The organism is Streptomyces sp. NPDC001093 (assembly GCF_040298985.1).
Classification (GTDB): domain Bacteria; phylum Actinomycetota; class Actinomycetes; order Streptomycetales; family Streptomycetaceae; genus Streptomyces.
The window spans coordinates 1-18,997 of record NZ_JBEPBF010000167.1 but is presented as its reverse complement, the minus strand read 5'-3'; the positions used below and the strand labels follow the sequence as shown (position 1 = coordinate 18,997).

General features: G+C 71.8%; 16 protein-coding genes, 1 tRNA gene and 2 pseudogenes. 16 read left to right on the top strand and 3 right to left on the bottom strand.

The genetic code is table 11. From position 1 onward, the window contains the following. The 7 genes and pseudogenes from ABT288_RS44720 to ABT288_RS44690 all read left to right on the top strand — a co-directional run. Nucleotides 1–128 (top strand): annotated as a pseudogene (locus ABT288_RS44720) (UTP--glucose-1-phosphate uridylyltransferase); the annotation flags it as partial. Then, on the top strand, nt 125–1,447 hold the full coding sequence (gene glp, locus ABT288_RS44715; RefSeq protein ID WP_351621211.1) for a molybdotransferase-like divisome protein Glp: 1,323 nt from the start codon (nt 125–127) through the stop codon (nt 1,445–1,447). The pseudogene ABT288_RS44720 and the gene glp, both read left to right, overlap by 4 nt. Nucleotides 1,448–1,532: 85 nt before the next feature. Then, entirely contained in the window at nt 1,533–2,012 is a 480-nt protein-coding gene (moaC, locus tag ABT288_RS44710) for a cyclic pyranopterin monophosphate synthase MoaC (protein WP_351621208.1), read from the top strand. Next, a complete protein-coding gene (locus ABT288_RS44705; protein ID WP_351621205.1) occupies nt 2,009–2,509 on the top strand; it encodes a MogA/MoaB family molybdenum cofactor biosynthesis protein in 501 nt (166 codons plus the stop codon). Before moaC ends, ABT288_RS44705 begins: the two co-directional genes overlap by 4 nt. A 20-nt stretch (nt 2,510–2,529) precedes the next feature. After that, complete coding sequence (locus ABT288_RS44700) at nt 2,530–3,153, top strand: GNAT family N-acetyltransferase (RefSeq protein WP_351621202.1); 624 nt, start codon at nt 2,530–2,532, stop codon at nt 3,151–3,153. A gap of 172 nt (nt 3,154–3,325) precedes the next feature. Next, complete coding sequence (sepX, locus tag ABT288_RS44695; protein WP_351621199.1) at nt 3,326–4,549, top strand: divisome protein SepX/GlpR; 1,224 nt, start codon at nt 3,326–3,328, stop codon at nt 4,547–4,549. Nucleotides 4,550–4,640: 91 nt separating this feature from the next. Then, nucleotides 4,641–4,714, top strand: a tRNA-Ala gene (locus ABT288_RS44690). A 49-nt stretch (nt 4,715–4,763) separates the two neighbouring features. On the opposite strand, the gene ABT288_RS44685 is transcribed toward ABT288_RS44690, so the two are convergent. After that, nucleotides 4,764–5,240: a GNAT family N-acetyltransferase gene (locus tag ABT288_RS44685; protein ID WP_351621196.1), complete on the bottom strand. Its 477-nt coding sequence runs from the start codon at nt 5,238–5,240 to the stop codon at nt 4,764–4,766. Nucleotides 5,241–5,319: 79 nt separating this feature from the next. On the opposite strand from ABT288_RS44685, the gene ABT288_RS44680 reads away from it, so the two are divergent. Next, nucleotides 5,320–6,123: an exodeoxyribonuclease III gene (locus ABT288_RS44680; RefSeq protein WP_351621193.1), complete on the top strand. Its 804-nt coding sequence runs from the start codon at nt 5,320–5,322 to the stop codon at nt 6,121–6,123. On the opposite strand, the gene ABT288_RS44675 is transcribed toward ABT288_RS44680, so the two are convergent. Then, nucleotides 6,120–6,740 carry a MerR family transcriptional regulator gene (locus ABT288_RS44675; protein WP_351621214.1) on the bottom strand — a complete coding sequence of 207 codons (621 nt, stop codon included), beginning with the start codon at nt 6,738–6,740 and terminating at the stop codon, nt 6,120–6,122. The two genes, ABT288_RS44680 and ABT288_RS44675, sit on opposite strands and share 4 nt — an antisense overlap. A gap of 188 nt (nt 6,741–6,928) precedes the next feature. Here ABT288_RS44675 and ABT288_RS44670 point away from each other — a divergent pair, with 188 nt between their 5' ends. From ABT288_RS44670 to ABT288_RS44655, 4 genes are all read left to right on the top strand, one after another. Beyond that, a complete protein-coding gene (locus ABT288_RS44670) occupies nt 6,929–8,536 on the top strand; it encodes a flavin-containing monooxygenase (RefSeq protein WP_351621190.1) in 1,608 nt (535 codons plus the stop codon). Further along, complete coding sequence (locus tag ABT288_RS44665) at nt 8,533–9,474, top strand: alpha/beta fold hydrolase (protein ID WP_351621187.1); 942 nt, start codon at nt 8,533–8,535, stop codon at nt 9,472–9,474. The genes ABT288_RS44670 and ABT288_RS44665 overlap by 4 nt, the downstream gene beginning before the upstream one ends. Beyond that, nucleotides 9,471–10,355, top strand: a complete 885-nt coding sequence (locus tag ABT288_RS44660) for an SDR family oxidoreductase (RefSeq protein ID WP_351621184.1) — start codon at nt 9,471–9,473, stop codon at nt 10,353–10,355. The genes ABT288_RS44665 and ABT288_RS44660 overlap by 4 nt, the downstream gene beginning before the upstream one ends. Before the next feature lie 94 nt (nt 10,356–10,449). Further along, complete coding sequence (locus tag ABT288_RS44655) at nt 10,450–10,716, top strand: hypothetical protein (RefSeq protein ID WP_351621182.1); 267 nt, start codon at nt 10,450–10,452, stop codon at nt 10,714–10,716. Nucleotides 10,717–10,893: 177 nt separating this feature from the next. Here the strand turns inward: ABT288_RS44655 and ABT288_RS44650 are convergent, their stop codons facing one another. Then, nucleotides 10,894–14,370, bottom strand: a complete 3,477-nt coding sequence (locus tag ABT288_RS44650) for a S41 family peptidase (protein WP_351621179.1) — start codon at nt 14,368–14,370, stop codon at nt 10,894–10,896. Nucleotides 14,371–14,567: 197 nt separating this feature from the next. On the opposite strand from ABT288_RS44650, the gene ABT288_RS44645 reads away from it, so the two are divergent. The 4 genes and pseudogenes from ABT288_RS44645 to ABT288_RS44630 all read left to right on the top strand — a co-directional run. After that, nucleotides 14,568–15,173: a TetR/AcrR family transcriptional regulator gene (locus tag ABT288_RS44645; RefSeq protein WP_351621176.1), complete on the top strand. Its 606-nt coding sequence runs from the start codon at nt 14,568–14,570 to the stop codon at nt 15,171–15,173. Between the two features lie 109 nt (nt 15,174–15,282). Continuing rightward, nucleotides 15,283–17,508: an MMPL family transporter gene (locus ABT288_RS44640; RefSeq protein WP_351621173.1), complete on the top strand. Its 2,226-nt coding sequence runs from the start codon at nt 15,283–15,285 to the stop codon at nt 17,506–17,508. A gap of 129 nt (nt 17,509–17,637) precedes the next feature. Beyond that, a complete protein-coding gene (locus ABT288_RS44635) occupies nt 17,638–18,153 on the top strand; it encodes a YbaK/EbsC family protein (protein ID WP_351621170.1) in 516 nt (171 codons plus the stop codon). Then, nucleotides 18,150–18,997, top strand: a pseudogene (locus ABT288_RS44630) (EamA family transporter); the annotation flags it as partial. The gene ABT288_RS44635 and the pseudogene ABT288_RS44630, both read left to right, overlap by 4 nt.

Below are 18,997 nucleotides of genomic sequence, written 5' to 3'. Positions count from 1 at the left end.
ACGACACCGGCGACCGTGGCGACTATCTGCGTGCCATTGTCAGACTGGCGTGCGAACGTGAAGACCTGGGCCCGGACTTCCGGACCTGGCTTCGCAGTTACGTAGCCGAGGAGATGCAGCAACATTGAGCAGCGCCGCGACCCGCCCCGCCGGCCCGGACGACCTGTGGTCGGTGGACGAGCACCTGGAGGACATCCTCTCGACCGTCCGCCCCCTCGACCCCATCGAGCTGCAGCTGCTCGACGCCCAGGGCTGCGTCCTGGTCGACGACGTGACGGTGCCGGTGTCCCTGCCGCCGTTCGACAACAGCTCCATGGACGGGTACGCGGTGCGGGTCGCGGACGTGGCGGGCGCCAGTGCGGAGTTCCCGGCCGTCCTGGAGGTCGTCGGCGACGTCGCGGCGGGCGCCGCCGACACGGTCCGGGTCGGCCCCGGCCAGGCCGCCCGCATCATGACCGGCGCGCCGCTGCCGCCCGGTGCCGAGGCCGTCGTCCCCGTGGAGTGGACCGACGGAGGGCTCGGCGAGGGCCCGGTGAGCGGGATGCGGGCGCGCAGCCTGGCCCCGGAGGGCGCCGCGGGGCAGGTGCGCGTGCACCGCCCCGCCGAGGCACGCGCGCACGTGCGCGCCAAGGGCAGCGACGTGAAGGCCGGCGACCGCGCCCTGGAGGCCGGGACGATCCTCGGCCCGCCGCAGATCGCGCTGCTGGCCGCGATCGGCCGCGGCACGGTACGCGTGCGCCCGCGCCCGCGCGTGGTCGTCCTGTCCACCGGCAGCGAACTCGTCCAGCCCGGCGAGGATCTGTCCGGCGGCCAGATCTACGACTCCAACAGCTTCGCCCTCACCGCCGCCGCACGGGACGCAGGCGCCATCGCCTACCGGGTGGGCGCCGTCGCCGACGACGCCGAGACCCTGCGCTCCACCATCGAGGATCAGCTCGTCCGCGCCGACCTGATGGTGACCACGGGCGGCGTGAGCGTCGGGGCGTACGACGTCGTCAAGGAGGCGCTTTCGTACGTCGGCGACGAGGACGAGGCGGGCGGCGGCGTGGAGTTCCGCAAGCTCGCCATGCAGCCCGGCAAGCCCCAGGGTTTCGGCTCCATCGGTCCCGACCACACGCCGCTGCTGGCCCTGCCGGGCAACCCGGTGTCGTCGTACGTCTCCTTCGAGCTGTTCGTCCGCCCGGCCATCCGCGTCCTGATGGGCCTGCCGGACGTGCACCGGCCCCGTGCCCGGGCCACCCTGAGGACCGATGAGGCGCTGCGATCACCCAAGGGCCGCCGGCAGTTCCTGCGCGGTGCGTACGGCGCCGGCGAGGTGACCCCCGTGGGCGGCTCCGGCTCGCACCTGATCGCGGCGCTCGCGCACGCCGACGCGCTGATCGTCGTCCCCGAGGACGTGGAGTCCGTCGAGCCCGGGGCCGAGGTGGAGGTGGTCCTGCTCGGCTGAGCCCTGCTGGTTGGGGGTACCGTGGCGCGCACAACAGGCCCGCGCACCGCACTGTGACGGGCCCGGACCGGGAGCGGCACACACCATGAGTACGCAGGACGGACTGACGCACATCGACGACTCGGGCGCGGCCCGCATGGTCGACGTATCGGGGAAGGACGTGACCGCGCGCACCGCCCGCGCCAGTGGCCGCGTCCTCGTCTCGCCCCGCGTGGTCGAGCTGCTGCGAGGCGAGGGGATGCCCAAGGGCGACGCCCTCGCCACCGCGCGGATCGCCGGGATCATGGGCGCCAAGCGCACACCGGATCTCATCCCGCTGTGTCACCCGTTGTCGGTGTCGGGTGTGAGACTGGATCTGTCGGTCGCGGACGACGCCGTGGAGATCCAGGCCACCGTGAAGACGACGGACCGTACGGGCGTCGAGATGGAGGCCCTCACCGCCGTGACGGTCGCCGCGCTCACCGTGATCGACATGGTCAAGGCGGTCGACAAGGGAGCGGTCATCACGGACGTGCGGGTGGAGGAGAAGACGGGCGGCAAGTCGGGCGACTGGAGCAGGGCATGACCTACCGCGCTCTGGTGGTCACCGCCTCCAACAGGGCTGCCGCGGGTGTCTACGAGGACAAGGGCGGCCCCTTGGTCGCCGACGGCCTGAAGAGCCTCGGGTTCGACGTCGACGGCCCCCAGGTCGTCCCGGACGGGGAGCCGGTCGAGGCGGCCCTGCGCGCGGGCGTCGACGCCGGCTACGACGCCGTCGTCACCACCGGCGGCACCGGGATCTCACCGACCGACCGCACGCCCGAGGCGACCCGCGCCGTGATCGACCGGGAGGTGCCCGGCATCGCCGAGGCCATCCGGGCCCACGGGCGGGAGAAGGTGCCGACCGCGGCGCTCTCCCGGGGCCTGGCCGGGGTGGCGGGACGGACCCTGATCGTCAATCTGCCGGGCTCCACGGGCGGGGTGCGTGACGGCCTCGCCGTGCTGGAACCCCTGCTGGTCCACGCCGTCGACCAGATCCGCGGCGGCGACCACCCCAGACCCAGCAGCGGGGGTGCGAGCTGAACAGCCCTTCCTGGCCGGTCGTGCTGGCGGACGGCGATGTCGTCCTCCGGCCGATAAGGCTGCGCGACCAGCGGGCCTGGCGCGAGGTGAACCGGCGCAACCGGGACTGGCTGCGCCCCTGGGAGGCGACCATTCCGCCGCCCACGCCGAGCGGGCCGATCGCGCACCGGCCGACCTACCGCCAGATGGTCCGGCACCTGCGTTCCGAGGCCAACGCGGGCCGGATGCTGCCGTTCGTCATCGAGTACCAGGGGCGGCTCGTCGGGCAGCTGACGGTCGCCGGGATCACCTGGGGATCGATGTGCTCGGGGCACGTCGGCTACTGGGTGGACGAGGCCGTCGCCGGGCGCGGGGTGATGCCGACGGCCGTCGCGCTCGTGGTGGACCACTGTTTCCGCACTGTCGGACTGCATCGCATCGAGGTCTGCATTCGGCCCGAGAACCGGCCCAGCCGGCGGGTCGTGGAGAAACTCGGATTCCGCGAGGAGGGGCTCCGGCCGCGCTATCTGCACATCGACGGGGCCTGGCGCGACCATCTGGTGTTCGCGCTCACCGCGGAAGAGGTGCCCGACGGTTTGCTCGCACGGTGGCAGCGGGCACGCTCCGAGCAGGTGCGGCAGAAACCCCAGAGCACGGGAAATTGAATATGTGTTCGAAATTGATCGGTTGTTGACCGTCTCAGCGGCATTGAATTCGTGCCTGAGGCGGTCACTGATCGCATCGGTCGCAAAAAAAGCTGGAAATATCAGCCAGATCGTGCGACACACCGGCCCAATTGGCGGATGGCCTCACGCAAACCCCTCTACGGTGTGAGACGTGAGCAGCAGCGGCCTCATCTACGCAGTCATTGTCGGGGCCTGGGCCGCCTACTTGGTGCCGATGTGGCTCCGTAGGCAGGACGAGCTGAACGAGGCCCGTCCGACGGAACGCTTCAGCACCGCCATCCGGCTGCTGTCCGGACGGGCGGGAATGGAGCGCCGGTACGCCAAGGACCTGCGGGCGCGCTCCGACCAGGAGGGGGAGCCCGGCGCCGGTGTCCCGGACGCCGTCACCGACTCGGTGGACGTCCGGTCCTTCGCCATGCCTCCGACCCGCCGTCAGGTGCACGCCGACGCCGAATCCGAGGCGTCCGGGAGAGCGCAACCGGCGCGCGAACACGACGCCGGACCGGCGCCCAAGTCCGGCTCCACGGCGGCGCAGAAGCCAGGGTCGTCCGAGCGGCGCGCCTCTTCGGCGCAGGCGGCCGCAGCGCGCGCCCGGCGCTCGAAGGTCCTCGCGCGCCGCAGGCGCACCACCGTGGTCCTCTTCCTCGCCTTCACGCTGGGGGCGATCGTCGCCGCCGTCGGCGGGCTCGCCTTCCTGTGGGCGCCTGCCGCACCGGCCGTTCTGCTCAGCGGGTACATCGCGTACCTGCGCTCCCAGGAGCGCCGTCGCTTCGCGTACCAGATGGACCGCCGGCGCGCCGAGGTGGCCGCCCAGCGGCTGCGGGAGCGGGAGCGCCAGCCGCGCCGTCGCGCGCCCCTCGACGCGGGACCCGGCGCGGACGAAACGGAGGGAGCCCCTCAGGTCCAGACGGACACCGGGCTCGCCGCACTCACCGCGGACCGGCGCGCCCTGGTCGAGCAGACCGACCACGCCGAGTGGGTGGACCAGCAGCGCGAGCGGCAGCGGCGGCCCGGCGGGGACAGCTGGGATCCCGTGCCTGTGCCCCTGCCGACGTACGTGACCGCGCCGGTCGCGCCGCGTGCCACGTCCGACGTGGATCTGGGGGCGCCCGACACCTGGAGTTCGGCGCGCTCCAGCTCGGTCGCGCCGGAGCACGAGGCGAGCCGCACGCCGGAGGCCGACGCGGAGGAGCGGATGCCTGAGCACGGGGGCAAGCCGGCGGACAGCCGCAACGACTCGCCGCCCCAGGCCCGGACGCGCACCCGCGGAGCGAACCCCGGCGGGGCCTCCGCGCGCCGGGCGCGTGAGCGCGGACGCACGCCCCTCTTCGATCAGTACGAGGACGGCGACCGCCCCCGCGCGGCCAACGAGTGACGCCCGCCACACTTCCGGAAGGCGTGCTGACCAGTCAGGGAACGGATTTCCAAGCACCCCGATCGGGATGCTAAAGTTTCACTCGTTGCAAGGGCCTGTGGCGCAGTCCGGTAGCGCACCTCGTTCGCATCGAGGGGGCCAGGGGTTCAAATCCCCTCAGGTCCACGCAGCATGGAGCCCCAGTCGGCGGAAGCCGACTGGGGCTCCATCGTGTCTACAGCCGCTTCGCGAAGCAGCGGCTCTCCTCGTGGTGCCGGTAGTAGCCGAACTTGGCGCAGGGTTCGTAGCCGCTCGCGGTGTACAGGGCGATGGCCTCCGGCTGCTTGGTCCCGGTCTCCAGGACCATGCGGATGCGGCCGGCCGCGCGGGCGTCCTCCTCCAGGGCCGTGAGGATCCGGCGGGCCAGTCCGCGGCCGCGCATCTCCGCTATGACGAACATGCGCTTCAGCTCGGCGTCGCCGTCCTCGTTGCCCTCCTCGTTGCGATCCTGGCTGCGCCAGCCGCCGGTGGCCACAGGGCGGTCGAACTCGTCGTACGCGATCAGATAGACGCCGTGGGGCGGGTCGAAGTCCCTCGTGTCGAGGACGGTGGCGTCGCCGTCGTCGCCGTAACGCTCGGCGTACTCGGCCTGGACCTCGTCGTTGAGCTTCACGGCGTCGGGGTGATCGAAACGAACGGGGCGTATAATCATGCTGGATATCGTACTTCTATGCAGACGGTGGGACCTCGGGCTTTGAGGACTCCGACCAGTGTGCCGGTATCGTGCCGGGGTGCTGACTGTGACCTCGGTGAACGTGAACGGACTGCGGGCCGCCGCCAAGAAGGGCTTCGTGGAGTGGCTCGCGCAGACGGAAGCGAACGTCGTCTGCCTGCAGGAGGTGCGCGCCGAGCCGCACCAGCTGCCGGAGGAGGTCCGGCAGCCCGACGGCTGGCACGTCGTGCACGCCCCGGCGGCCGCCAAGGGCCGTGCGGGCGTCTCCCTCTACACCCGGCGCGAGCCCGACCGCGTCCGGGTCGGCTTCGGCTCGGCCGAGTTCGACGGCAGCGGGCGCTACGTCGAGGCCGACCTGCCCGGCGTCACCGTCGCCTCCCTCTACCTGCCCTCCGGCGAGGTCGGCACCGAGCGGCAGGACGAGAAGGTCCGCTTCATGGACGAGTTCCTCACCCACCTCAAGGCGCTGCGCGAGCGGGCCGCCGCCGACGGGCGCGAGGTGCTCGTCTGCGGCGACTGGAACATCGCCCACCAGCAGGCCGACCTCAAGAACTGGCGCGGCAACACCAGGAACTCCGGCTTCCTGCCCGAGGAACGTGAGTGGCTCGGCCGGGTGTTCGCGGCGGAGGACGGCGGCTACGTCGACGTCGTACGCGCCCTGCACCCGGACGTCGAGGGTCCGTACACCTGGTGGTCGTACCGGGGGCGGGCCTTCGACAACGACTCCGGATGGCGCATCGACCACCAGGTCGCCACGCCCGGTCTCGCCGGCAAGGCCGTCAAGGGCCTTGTGGAGCGCGCGGCCACGCACGCCGAGCGCTGGTCCGACCACGCGCCCGTGACCGTCGTCTACGACCTCTAGTCCCGCTTGCTGATCCGCCGGTCCAGGGCCAGCGACAGTTCCGCCTCGACCACGCTGCGGGCCAGGGGGCGCAGGCGGTGGAGGTCCTCCTCGGGGCCGTGGCGGAGGATCAGGTCGGTGAAGAGTCCGGCCAGGGCGTCGGCGTGTTCGCGGACGCGGGCGGCGGCCGTGAGGACCTCGGCGAGCGGGATGCCCTCGCGGACCAGGGCGGAGGAGACGTCCAGCAGCCGGCGGCTGATGTGGACGATCTCGTCGCCGTCGGTGCCGAGGTAGCCCAGTTCCATGGCGGCGGCGAGGTTCTCGGGGGTGACCTCGCCCTCGAAGCGGGCGGCGAGCTCCTCAGGGGTGAGGCGGACCGGCTCCTCCTCGGTGGGGGTGCCGACGCCGAGGAGGTCGGCGACGCCTCGGCCCTGGTCGAGGGCCTCGGCGAGTTCCGCGATGCCGTTCAGGGTGTGGCCGCGCTCCAGCAGGGCGGCGATGGTGCGCAGACGGGCCAGGTGGTGGTCGTCGTACCAGGCGATACGGCCCTCGCGGCGGGGCGGCGGGATCAGCTTGCGCTCACGGTAGAAGCGCAGCGTGCGCACGGTGATGCCGGCCAGCCGCGCCAGCTCCTCCATGCGGTACTCGCGCCGTGCCCGCGGCCGTACCTCCGGGTGTTCTGCGTCCTCTGCCACGCCCGAAGCCTATGGTGTACCGCCGGTAACTTCCTTCTCCCGCCCCCTACCGCTCGGTACGGGGCTGCTCTACAGTCCCATTGCGCCAGTGTTCACTGGCAGAGTCCAAGGCGATGCGTGGAGGCTTCGGGATGGCCGAGCACGAGCATGTACGGGTGGCGGTGATCGGGTCCGGGTTCGGCGGGCTGGGGGCCGCCGTGCGGCTGCGCCGCGAAGGGATCACCGACTTCGTCGTCCTGGAGCGGGCGGACAGCGTCGGTGGTACCTGGCGGGACAACAGTTACCCCGGGTGCGCCTGTGACGTGCCCTCCCATCTCTACTCCTTCTCCTTCGCGCCCAACCCCGACTGGCCGCGCACCTTCTCCGGGCAGGGGCACATCCGCGCCTACCTCGAGCACGTCACCGACCTGTTCGGACTGCGCCCCCACATCCGCTTCGACTCCGAGGTCAAGCTGATGAGCTGGGACACCGAGAACCTGCGGTGGGAGATCGAGACCGCGCGGGGCACGCTCACCGCCGACGTGGTCGTCTCCGCCACCGGGCCGCTGTCCGACCCCAAGATCCCCGAGATCCCGGGCCTGGAATCCTTCCCGGGCAAGGTGTTCCACTCCGCCCGCTGGGACCACGACTACGACCTGCGCGGCAAGCGCGTCGCTATGGTCGGCACCGGCGCCTCCGCCATCCAGATCGTGCCCGCGATCCAGCCGCAGGTCGGCCGGCTCACCCTCTTCCAGCGCACGCCGCCATGGGTCATGCCCCGCGTGGACCGCGCCATCAGCGGCGCCGAACGCCGGCTGCACCGGTCCGTCCCCTTCACCACCCGGCTCAGGCGCGGCCTGCTGTGGGGCATCCGGGAACTGCAGGTGCAGGCGTTCACCAAGCACCCCGACGAACTCGGCCTGGTCGAGCAGCTCGCCAAGCGCAACATGGCCCGCGCCGTCAAGGACCCGGCCCTGCGCGCCAAGCTGACCCCCGACTACCGCATCGGCTGCAAGCGGATCCTGCTGTCCAGCACGTACTACCCGGCGCTGACCCGGCCGAACGTGGACGTCGTCGCCAGCGGGCTCAGCGAGATCCGCGGGTCGACCGTCGTCGCGGCCGACGGCACCGAGGCCGAGGCCGACGCGATCATCTTCGGCACGGGCTTCCACGTCACGGACCTGCCGATCGCCGAGCGGGTGGTCGGAGCGGAGGGCGTCACCCTCGCCGAGTCCTGGAAGAACGGCATGCAGGCGCTGCGCGGTGCCGCGGCCGCCGGGTTCCCGAACTGGATCACGATCATCGGGCCCAACACCGGCCTCGGGAACTCCTCCATGATCCTCATGATCGAGTCCCAGCTGAACTACATGGCCGACTATCTGCGGCAACTGGACGTCCTCGGCGGCCGTACGGCCCTCGATGCCCGGCCCGCGGCCGTCGAGGACTGGAACCACAAGGTCCAGGAGCGCATGAAGCGCACCGTGTGGAACACCGGTGGCTGCACCAGCTGGTACCTCGACGCGAGCGGCCGGAACACCACCATCTGGCCCGGTACGACGTCCGAGTTCCGGCGCGCGACCCGGCGGGTGGACCTGGCGGAGTACGAGGTCATCCGGAAGACCGACGGCAAGCCGGCCGGTACGGCAGTACAGAAGGCGGCCGATACGGCAGTGCAGAAGGCCGATACGGCAGTACAGAAGGCCGGTACCGCCGTGCAGAAGACGGTGGCCGCCGCCCAGCAGAGTGAGGGTGCCGCATGAGCAGGATCGCTTCCGTGACCTCCGGGCCGTACGCCCCGCCCACCGCCTCCCGCGAACTCACCGTCGTCTCCGCCGACGGCGCGCGGCTGCACGTCGAGGTGCACGGCCCCGAGAGCGCGCCCCCCGTCGTCCTCTCCCACGGCTGGACCTGCTCGACCGCCTTCTGGGCGGCGCAGATTCGGGACCTGGCGACGGACCACCGGGTGATCGCGTACGACCAGAGGGGGCACGGGCGCAGTCCCGCGAGCCCCGCGTGCACCACCCACACGCTGGCGGACGACCTCGAAGCGGTCCTCGCGCAGACGCTCGCACCCGGGGAGAAGGCGCTGATCGTCGGGCACTCCATGGGCGGTATGACCGTCATGGCCGCAGCCGCGCGCCCCCGCTTCCGGGAACACGCCGCCGCCGTCCTGCTGTGCAGCACCGGCAGTTCGCGGCTGGTGGCGGAGGCGCGCGTGGTGCCGCTCGGCGCCGGGCGCGTGCGCACCTGGATCACCGGGCGCATTCTCGGCTCGCGCGCCCCGCTCGGCCCGGTCACGCCGGTCGCGAAGAGCATCCTCAAGTACGCCACCATGGGCGCAGGTTCCGCCCCGCACATGGTGGAGGCGTGCGCGCGGATCGTGCACGCCTGCCCGCGCGCCGTGCGGCACGCCTGGGCGCGCGTGCTCGAGGTGCTCGATCTCGACCACGGCGTACGGGAGTTGCACGCGCCGACCGCGATCGTGCACGGCGCGTCCGACCGGCTCACGCCCCCCGTGCACGCCCGCGCGCTGGTCGCCGCGCTGCCGCACTGCGTCGGTCTCACCGAGCTGACCGGCGTCGGCCACATGACCCCCATCGAGGCCCCCGACCTGGTGACCGGCAGGATCCGGGAACTCGTCACCACCTACGTCACCCGCAAGAAGGCCACAGGCGTGCAGATCAAGGAGGGCGCATGAGCAGGGTCAGCCTGGAAGGGCAGGTCGCGGTCGTCACCGGAGCGGCGCGCGGCGTCGGTGAGCTGCTGGCGCGCAAGCTCTCCGCGCGCGGCGCGAAGGTGGCGCTGGTCGGGCTGGAGGAGGAGGCCCTCAAGGACGTCTCCTCGCGCCTGCACAGCGACAGCGCCTACTGGTACGCCGACGTCACCGACCACGAGACGATGAGCCGGGTCGCGCAGGAGGTGAAGGCGCGGTTCGGGAAGGTCGACATCGTGGTCGCCAACGCCGGTGTGGCGACGGGCGGTCCGTTCGCCGACTCCGATCCGCAGGCCTGGCGGCGGGTGATCGAGGTGAACCTGATCGGTTCGGCGGTGACCGCGCGGGCCTTCCTGCCGGTGCTGGTGGAGAGCCGGGGCTATCTGCTCCAGATCGCCTCGCTCGCCGCGATCACTCCGGCGCCGATGATGACGGCCTACTGCGCGTCCAAGTCGGGCGTGGAGGCGTACGCGCACAGTCTGCGCGCCGAGGTCGGCTACCAGGGTGTGCGCGTCGGTGTCGCGTACTTGTCCTGGACCGACACCGACATGGTGCGCGGCGCCGACCAGGACGACGTCATGCGGGAGCTGAGGCAGCGGCTGCCGTGGCCCTCCAACAAGACCTATCCGCTGGGGCCGGCGGTGGACCGGCTGGTCGCCGGGATCGAGCGGCGCTCGGCGCACGTGTACGGGCAGTGGTGGTTGCGCGGCATGCAGGGCGTGCGCGGTTATCTGCCGGCGCTCATCGGGACGGTCGGGCAGCGCGAGATGAAGCGGTTCGCGCCCCGGCTGCAGGGGATGCGCTCCGGGCTCGTCGGTGCAGGTGGGGAGGCCGACGAAGCAGCGCGCGCTACGCACCGTGACTGATCCACATGCGCTCCGTGGTCGCCCGTGTGAATCTGGTCGAGGCCCCACTGAGGGGCCGAATTCTCCACCTCACCCACCACGGGAGTGAACCCACATGGGTATGAAGGACAAGGCCAACGAGTGGCAGGAACAGGGCAAGCAGAAGCTCGGTGAGGCCCGTGAGCGGGCCGGTCAGCGCGGCCAGCAGCAGCCCCAGCGCGGCCAGCAGCAGCCCCAGCGCGGCCAGCAGCAGCCTCAGCGTGGCCAGCAGCAGCCCTCGCGAGGCCAGCAGCAGCCGCAGCGCGGTCGCGAGAATCTGCGCGACATCGAGGACACGGAAGCGGAGATGGAAGATCGCTTCGACCGGGACTACGACGCGTAGTCGCTGCGCTCGGCTTTGGCCGGATCGGCGTGGGGCGCCCTTCTTCTGAAGGGTGCCCTGCGTCTGTGTGCGGGGTGCCTTCGGCGCGTTGTCGGGTGCGGGTGCGGGTGCGTTGTGGCTTGTCGCGCAGTTCCCCGCGCCCCTTCGATACGCGGCCCTTTTTGATCAGTTCCCCGGTCACCGAGTCCTCGGAGGGAGCTTCCTCGGAGGGAGCTTCGGGCGGGAGCGGTCGGGGGACCCGCTGTAGTCGGGGGGGATGGCGGCGGGGTTGGACTCCAGCAGTTCCAGGGCCAGTTCGACCGCGTCGGCCAGCTGGGCGTGCCGGCCCTCCGCCCAGTCCAGCGGGGTGCGCATGATCTCCAGGTCGGGGGCGACGCCGTGGTTCTCCACGGACCAGCCGTAGGCGTCGAACCAGGCCGCGTTCATCGGCACCGTGATGACCGTGCCGTCGCCCAGCCGGTGCCGGCCGGTCATGCCGACCACGCCGCCCCAGGTGCGCTGGCCGACCACCGGGCCGAGCTTCAGCAGCTTGAAGGCGGCCGTGATCATGTCGCCGTCCGAGGAGGTCGCCTCGTCGGCGAGCGCGACCACCGGGCCCCTCGGCGCGTTCGAGGTGTACGACACCGGTTGCGCGTCCCGCGTCAGGTCCCAGCCCAGGATCGTCCGGGTCAGCTTCTCGATGACGAGTTCGCTGATGTGCCCGCCCGCGTTGCCGCGCACGTCCACGATCAGGGCGGGCCGGGACACCTCCATGCGCAGGTCGCGGTTGAACTGGGCCCAGCCGGAGCCGCCCATGTCGGGGATGTGCAGATAGCCGCACTTGCCGCCGCTCAACTCCCGTACGACCTCGCGGCGTTTGGCGACCCAGTCCTGGTAGCGCAGCGGCCGTTCGTCGACGAGCGGGACGACGGCGACCCGGCGGGCCCGGCCCGGCTCCCCTTCCGGGGGGAGGAACGTCAGCTCCACGGTCGTACCGCCGGAGCCGGCGAGGAGCGGATACGGGCCGGTCACCGGATCGACCGGGCGGCCGTCGACGTGGGTGAGGACGGCGCCCTCGCGGATGCCCGTGCCGGCCAGCGGCGAGCGGGCCTTGGAGTCGGAGGAGTCGCCGGGCAGGATGCGCTTGATCGTCCAGTGGCCGTCGCGGCGTACGAGGTTGGCGCCGAGGAGGCCCTGCCAGCGCTGGTAGTGGGCCGGGCCCTCGTTGCGGCGGGCGGCGGTGACGTAGGCGTGCGAGGTGCCCAGCTCGCCGAGGACCTCGCGCAGGAGATCGGCGAACTCGTCGGGGGAGGCGACCCGTTCGACGAGGGGACGGTACTGGTCGAGCACCGCGTCCCAGTCGATGCCGCACATGCCCGGGTCCCAGAAGTAGGCGCGGATGAGCCGGCCGGCCTCGTCGTACGCCTGGCGCCACTCGGCGGGCGGGTCGACCACGTGCAGGATGCGGCGCAGGTCGATCCAGACGCTCGTGTCGCTGTCGCCCATCTCCGTGGAGGGCACGGCGCGCAGGTCGCCCTCGTCCACGACGACCAGCCGGGTGCCGTCGCCGCTGACCGCGAACCAGTCGAGGTGGTCGACCAGTTCGGACTTCTTCGCCTTGGCGAGGTTGAAGTACTCCAGGGTCGGGCGGCCGCTGACGTCGGCCGGGTTGGCGAAGGTCTCGCCGAGCGCGCCGGAGATCGGCCAGCGCAGCCAGACCAGCCCGCCGCCGGCGACCGGGTGCAGCGCGGAGTACTTGGAGGCGATCACCGGGAACGGCGTGACCCGCATCGCCAGGCCCTCGACCTCCACGGTCACCGTGCCCGCCTCGCCCGTCTCCTCGTCCTCGACCGGGTCGAGCCCGCCGGCCGCCGGACGGCCCTCGGGGTTCAGGGCGAAGGGGGAGAGCGTCGCCGAGTTCAGCGGCACGAGGTACGGGCGGCAGCCGAGCGGGAAGGACAGGTCGCCGGTGTGGACGTCGTACACCGGGTCGAAGCCGCGCCAGGAGAGGAAGGCGAGGTAGCGGCCGTCGCGGGTGAAGACGGGGTTCTCGTCCTCGAAGCGGCCGTTGGTCACGTCGACGATCAGCCGGTCCTTGATGCGGGCCAGTTTGATCTGGCGCAGGGAGCGGCCGATGCCCGGGTGGGACCAGGCGAGCCAGGCGCCGTCCGGGGAGAAGGCGAGGTCGCGCACGGGACCGTTGATGGACCGGATCAGCTCGGTCACGTGCTCGCCGACACCGGCGGCACCTGAGCCGCCGTCACCTGCGTCGCCTGAGCCACCGTCACCTGAGCCACTCAAGCCACCAGAGTCATCCAAGCGACTCGAGCCACCACCAGAGTCACCGGAGTCACCAGAGCCCCCGGAGTTATCCGCGTCCCCTGATGCACTCCCCGCGTCCGCCGTCTCTCCCGTGACCTGGCCCTCGGTGCCTTCCGGCTCCTCCGCCACATCGATCAGCAGCAGCCGCCCGTCGTGCGAGGCGACCGCCAGCCGTTCGCCCAGGGGGTCGGAGGCCATCTCCAGGACGCGGCCCATCCGGCCGGAGGCGAGCCGGCGGGGAGGGCGGTCGCCGGTCGCACGGGGCAGCTGGGCGATCTCCACGGCGTCCTCGCCCTCGGCGTCCGTCACATAGGCCACCTGCCCGGTCGTGCCCAGCATTTCCGGCAGCCGTACCCGCACGCCGGGCGTGTCGGTGATCGTACGGGCGGGGCCGTCGCGGTGGGTGAGCCAGTACAGGCTGCCGCGTACGACGACGGCGCTGGCCCGGCCCGTCTCGTCCACGGAGACGCCGTCGATGTTCTGCGCGGCCGGCGCCTGGTGGCGGCGGCGCCCGTTGGCCGGCCCGGCCAGGCGGATGTCGAGCTTGCGCGGTACGGCCCGAGGGGAGAGGTCGTCCACCAGCCACAGGTCGCCCGCGCACTGGTAGACCACCCGGGTGCCGTCGGTGGAGGCGTGCCGGGCGTAGCAGGCGTCGTGGTCGGTGTGGCGGCGCAGGTCGGTGCCGTCGTACGCGCAGGAGTAGAGGTTGCCGACGCCCTCGTGGTCGGAGAGGAAGGCGATCCGGCCGGCGACGAACAGGGGGGAGGCCAGATGGCCGCCGATGTCGGACACGAGCCGCCGCCCGTGCAGCCAGAGGCGGCCCATGGCGCCTCCTCGGTAGCGCTTCCAGGAGGCCGGTTCGTGCGGTGGGGTGCCGGTGAGCAGCAGTGTCCGGTGCTCGCCCTCGACGTTGGCGACCTGGATGTCGGCGACCGGGCCCCAGGGCAGTTTGCGGCCGGGGTCGCCGTCGGTGGACACCTTGTAGGCCCAGGTGAAGTGCGAGAAGGGCTCGCCGTGGGAGGCGACGGCCAGGATGTGGCACGTTCCGTCCTCGTCCGGGGGCGTCCAGCCGCAGACCTGGGTGTCGGTGTTGCCCCAGTACGTCAGCTGCCGCGCGGGGCCGCCCTCGACGTCGACGAGGTGGATCTCGGGGACGAGACTGCGCCAGCTCGTGAAGGCGATCAGGCGGCCGTCGGGGGAGAAGCGCGGGTGCCCTTCCTTCGTGCGGTCCGCCGTGAGCCGCCAGGCCCGGCCCGGGGTGTCGAGGGGGGCCAGCCAGATGTCGTCCTCGGCCACGAAGCACACCAGGTCGCCGCTGAGGTGGGGAAAGCGCAGATAGCTCACCCTCCCCATGCTTTTCCGCCCGCTGGGGCCCAGCAACTCGTGCGGCCCGCGCGGCCGCAACCGGCGCGGTCCTCACGGCCGCGAACTTATGCGGCCCTCACGTTCGTGACCCAACACACGTACGAAACGGTTTCGTTTCGCATCGTCCAAGGGGTATCTTCGTGGTGGTACGAAGCAGGAGGCTCCGGAGTGGGAAGGCGAGTGACATGACCGAGGTCGTCGCAGCTTCGCGTCGCAGCCGGATCACGCCCGAGCGCGAGGCCGAGTTGTACGGGGCCGTGCTCGACCTGCTCCGGGAGGTCGGCTACGACGCCCTCACCATGGACGCCGTCGCCGCCCGCACCCGGTCCAGCAAGGCCACGCTCTACCGCCAGTGGGGCGGCAAGGCCGAGCTGGTGGCGAAGGCGGTGCGGCACAGCAGGCCGGGCGGCCCCGCCGACGGGGTCGACACCGGGTCGCTCAGAGGCGACCTGCACGCCCTCACCCTGCGCTCCGACGACTGCGAGATGGAACAGAACTCCGCGCTGATGCGGGGTCTGGCGATGGCCGTCCACGGCAACCCGGACCTCCTGAAGGCGTTCAAGGAGCATCTCATCGAGCCGGAGCTGGCGGAGTTCCGCCGGGTGCTGCGGCTGGCGATCGACCGGGGCGAGGTCCGTGCCGACAACCCCGCGATCGACTACGTGATGCACATGATGATCGGCGGGTTCGCCGCCCGTTCGCTCATCGACGAGCAGCCGCCGACGCAGGCCTTCCTCCTGTCGTACATCGACGCCGTGGTCCTCCCCGCCCTCGGCGCACCCACCAGCTGATCATCCTCCGATCCCCGAGCAAGCCCACCGTCTGACGTCACCGCTCACGTCGTCGGGCTGATCACCCCTGCCCTGATGAACCCCACGACCTGACCGGGAGTACGCCTCCGTGGCCACGTTTCTGTACAAAGCAGGCCGTCTCGCCTTCCGGCGACGGCACTTCGTCGCCCTCCTATGGGTCGCGCTGCTCACCCTGGCCGGGGTGGGCGCCGCGTCCGCGCCGCCCGCCGGCAGCACGTCCTTCTCCATCCCCGGCACCGAGGCCCAGAAGGCCTTCGACCTGCTGGAACAGCGCTTCCCCGGGATGAGCGCCGACGGCGCCACCGCGCGCGTGGTCTTCAAGGCGCCCAGCGGCGAGAAGATGACCGACCACGACAACAAGGCGGCCGTCGAGCAGACCGTCGAGGAGCTGCGGAGCGGCTCCGAGGTCGCCTCCGTCGCCGACCCCTACGCCGGGCACGCCGTCAGCAGGAACGGCACGATCGCCTACGCCTCGGTGAAGTACAAGGTCTCCGGCATGGAGCTGAAGGACGCCTCGAAGGCCGCCCTGAAGGAGGCCGCCCAGCACGCGCGTGACGCCGGGCTGACCGTCGAGGTCGGCGGTGACGCGCTCGCCGCGACCCCGGAGACCGGGTCCAGCGAGGTCATCGGCATCGGGATCGCCGCCGTCGTCCTCGTCATCACCTTCGGCTCGCTGCTCGCGGCCGGATTCCCGCTGCTCACCGCCCTCATCGGCGTCGGCATCGGCGTCTCCACCATCACCGCGCTCGCCAGCGCCCTGGACCTCGGCTCCACGACCTCCACCCTGGCGTCGATGATCGGCCTGGCCGTCGGCATCGACTACGCCCTCTTCATCGTCTCCCGCTACCGCGCCGAACTGGCCGAGGGCCGCGAGCGCGAGGACGCGGCCGGACGTGCCGTCGGCACGGCGGGCTCGGCGGTGGTCTTCGCGGGCCTCACCGTCGTCATCGCCCTGGTCGGCCTGTCGGTCGTCAACATCCCGATGCTCACCAAGATGGGCATCGCCGCGGCGGGCACCGTCGCCATCGCCGTCCTCATCGCGCTGACGATGATCCCGGCGCTGCTCGGCTACGCGGGCCGCAGGATCAAGCCGGCCGGTGAGAAGAGCAAGCTGCTGGGCGGCGGCCGTACGCCGAAGAAGCCCGGCCGCCCCAACATGGGCACCCGCTGGGCGAGCTTCGTCGTACGCCGCCCGGTCGCCGTCCTCCTCCTCGGCGTGCTGGGCCTCGGCGCGGCGGCGATCCCGGCCGCCTCCCTGGAACTGGGCCTGCCCGACGACGGCGCCCAGCCCACCTCCACCACCCAGCGCCGCGCCTACGACCTGCTCTCCGAGGGCTTCGGGCCGGGCTTCAACGGCCCCCTGATGGTCGTGGTCGACGCCAAGGACAGCGCCCACCCCAAGAAGGCGTTCACCGAGGTCGGCAACGAGATCAAGGGCCTGAAGGACGTCGTCACGGTCACCCCGGCCGTGCCCAACAAGGCCGGCGACACCGCGACGATCACCGTCGTACCCAAGTCCAAGCCGTCCTCGAAGACGACCGAGGACCTGGTGCACGCCATCCGTGACAAGGGCGCGGGCATCGCCGAGAAGACCGGTTCCAAGGTGCTGGTCACCGGCTCCACGGCGATGAACATCGACGTCTCGCAGAAGCTGAACGACGCACTGCTGCCCTACCTGGCGCTGGTGGTCGGCCTGGCCTTCCTGCTCCTGATCGTGGTCTTCCGCTCGGTCCTCGTCCCGCTGAAGGCGGCCCTCGGCTTCCTGCTCAGCGTGCTCGCGGCCCTCGGCGCGGTCGTCGCGGTCTTCCAGTGGGGCTGGCTGTCCGGCCTGATGAACGTCGAGCAGACCGGCCCGGTCATGTCGATGATGCCGATCTTCATGGTGGGTGTGGTCTTCGGTCTCGCGATGGACTACGAGGTCTTCCTCGTGACCCGGATGCGGGAGGCGTTCGTCCACGGCGAGAAGCCCAGTCAGGCCGTGGTGACCGGCTTCAAGCACGGGGCGCGGGTCGTCACCGCCGCCGCCGTCATCATGATCGCCGTCTTCTCCGGCTTCATCGGCTCCAGCGAGGCGATGGTCAAGATGATCGGCTTCGGCCTCGCGATCGCCGTCTTCTTCGACGCGTTCATCGTCCGCATGGCCATCGTCCCGGCGGTCCTCGCCCTGCTCGGCAAGCGGGCCTGGTGGCTGCCGAAGTGGCTCGACCGCGCGCTGCCCAACGTGGACGTCGAGGGCGAGGGCCTGCGCACGGAGTCCCCCGCGGGCGGCAAGGACGCCGACCCCGACGAGGAGAGGGAGCTGGTACGGGCCTGACGTACCGCTTCCGAGCCGGAGCTGCCGGTGAGGGTGCCCGTGGGGACGGGGCTGCACCCTCACCGGCTTTCTGCCCCGCCCCGGAAAACGTCGTGATCAGGGCACGGGCGATGACGTAGCGTGCCGGGCATGACGACGACAGCCGCCACTGACGCCGGAGAATCCGGAGCCCACCCGCGTTTCGCGCAGGCCCTGCGCGCCCTCGGGCTCGAGGACGTGCTCGCCCGTACCCGGCGGTTCCCGGAGGCCACCCGCACCGCCGCCGAGGCCGCCGCGGCCATCGGCTGCGAGCTCAGCCAGATCTGCAAGTCGCTGATCTTCGCCGCCGACGGAGTACCGGTGCTGGTCCTCATGGACGGGGCCTCGCGCGTGGACGTGGAGCGGGTACGGCAGGAACTGGGCGCCGGCGAGGTCACCCGGGCCGACGCCGGTGCCGTACGCGAGACCACCGGGTACGCCATCGGCGGTGTGCCGCCCTTCGGGCACCGCACACGCACACGTGTCCTCGCCGACCGCTCGCTGCTCGCCCACGACGTGGTGTGGGCGGCCGCCGGAACGCCGCACACCGTCTTCCCGATCGAGCCCGAGGCGCTCGTGACCCACGCCGGTGCCGAACTGGTGGACGTGCGCGAACAGACCGCCTGACGCCGCTGCTCGCCGCCGCGGTACCGCGCGCCGCGGTCACGCACGCCGGCTGGAACGCCATCGCGCACCGGATCACCGGCCAACTCGTCGGCCTCGGTCTGATCTCCGGCGGCGGGGCGCTGACCCGGCTCGCGATCGTGCCGTTCGTGGCCCTCCCTGCCGGCCCCGCCTGGCCGTACCCGCTGGTCTCGGCGGTCCTCCATATCGCCAACTCCGCCCTGCTGATGACCTCCTTCCGGCTCGGTGACTTCGGCCAGGCGCATCCCGTCGAGCGCGGCAGCGCCCCGCTCGAGGTCACGTGCCGGCCGCCGCGTTCGCCCACGAGGTGCCCGGCGACCGGGCGCCGACCGGGATCGCCGTGTCCTGCGTGGGGCTCATCGGCGTCAGCCTGTGGGGACTGCGCGGAAGCCGGCCGAACCGGGCGGTGATCGGCGCGGCCCTCGCGACCGGGCTGACGATCGCGGCGTACACGGTGATCGACGGCCTCGGCGTACGCGCCGCGCACTCACCCCTCGGGTACATCGCCTGGCTCATGGCCGTCGAGGCAATCGTCATCCCGGCCTGCCTGTACGCACGCGCGCGTGCCGACACCGTCCGGCTGCTCCGTCCCCACGCCGCCCTCGGCCTCCACGGCGCCGCCCTGGCCTCCACCGCGTACGCCCTGGTCCCCTGGGCCCGGACCCGCGCACAACTCGCCCCGGTCGCCTACCTGCGCGAGTCTTCCGTCAAGCCGTGTCGATGCGGTGATCACTTGGCTGTTCAGGAGGCCGACCGGGAAGGCCAGCAGGGCCTCTTGGCACCCGGATTGGTATGGCTCATCCGGCTACCAAGAGGCCTTGAAGGC

Coding starts and splice junctions, on each gene's coding strand:
- moaC (WP_351621208.1), top strand. CDS start 1,533: ATGAGTACGCAGGACGGACTGACGCACATCGACGACTCGGGCGCGGCC.
- ABT288_RS44705 (WP_351621205.1), top strand. CDS start 2,009: ATGACCTACCGCGCTCTGGTGGTCACCGCCTCCAACAGGGCTGCCGCG.
- ABT288_RS44685 (WP_351621196.1), bottom strand. CDS start 5,240: ATGATTATACGCCCCGTTCGTTTCGATCACCCCGACGCCGTGAAGCTC.
- ABT288_RS44675 (WP_351621214.1), bottom strand. CDS start 6,740: ATGGAGGAGCTGGCGCGGCTGGCCGGCATCACCGTGCGCACGCTGCGC.
- ABT288_RS44670 (WP_351621190.1), top strand. CDS start 6,929: ATGGCCGAGCACGAGCATGTACGGGTGGCGGTGATCGGGTCCGGGTTC.
- ABT288_RS44665 (WP_351621187.1), top strand. CDS start 8,533: ATGAGCAGGATCGCTTCCGTGACCTCCGGGCCGTACGCCCCGCCCACC.
- ABT288_RS44660 (WP_351621184.1), top strand. CDS start 9,471: ATGAGCAGGGTCAGCCTGGAAGGGCAGGTCGCGGTCGTCACCGGAGCG.
- ABT288_RS44655 (WP_351621182.1), top strand. CDS start 10,450: ATGGGTATGAAGGACAAGGCCAACGAGTGGCAGGAACAGGGCAAGCAG.
- ABT288_RS44650 (WP_351621179.1), bottom strand. CDS start 14,370: ATGGGGAGGGTGAGCTATCTGCGCTTTCCCCACCTCAGCGGCGACCTG.
- ABT288_RS44645 (WP_351621176.1), top strand. CDS start 14,568: ATGACCGAGGTCGTCGCAGCTTCGCGTCGCAGCCGGATCACGCCCGAG.
- ABT288_RS44635 (WP_351621170.1), top strand. CDS start 17,638: ATGACGACGACAGCCGCCACTGACGCCGGAGAATCCGGAGCCCACCCG.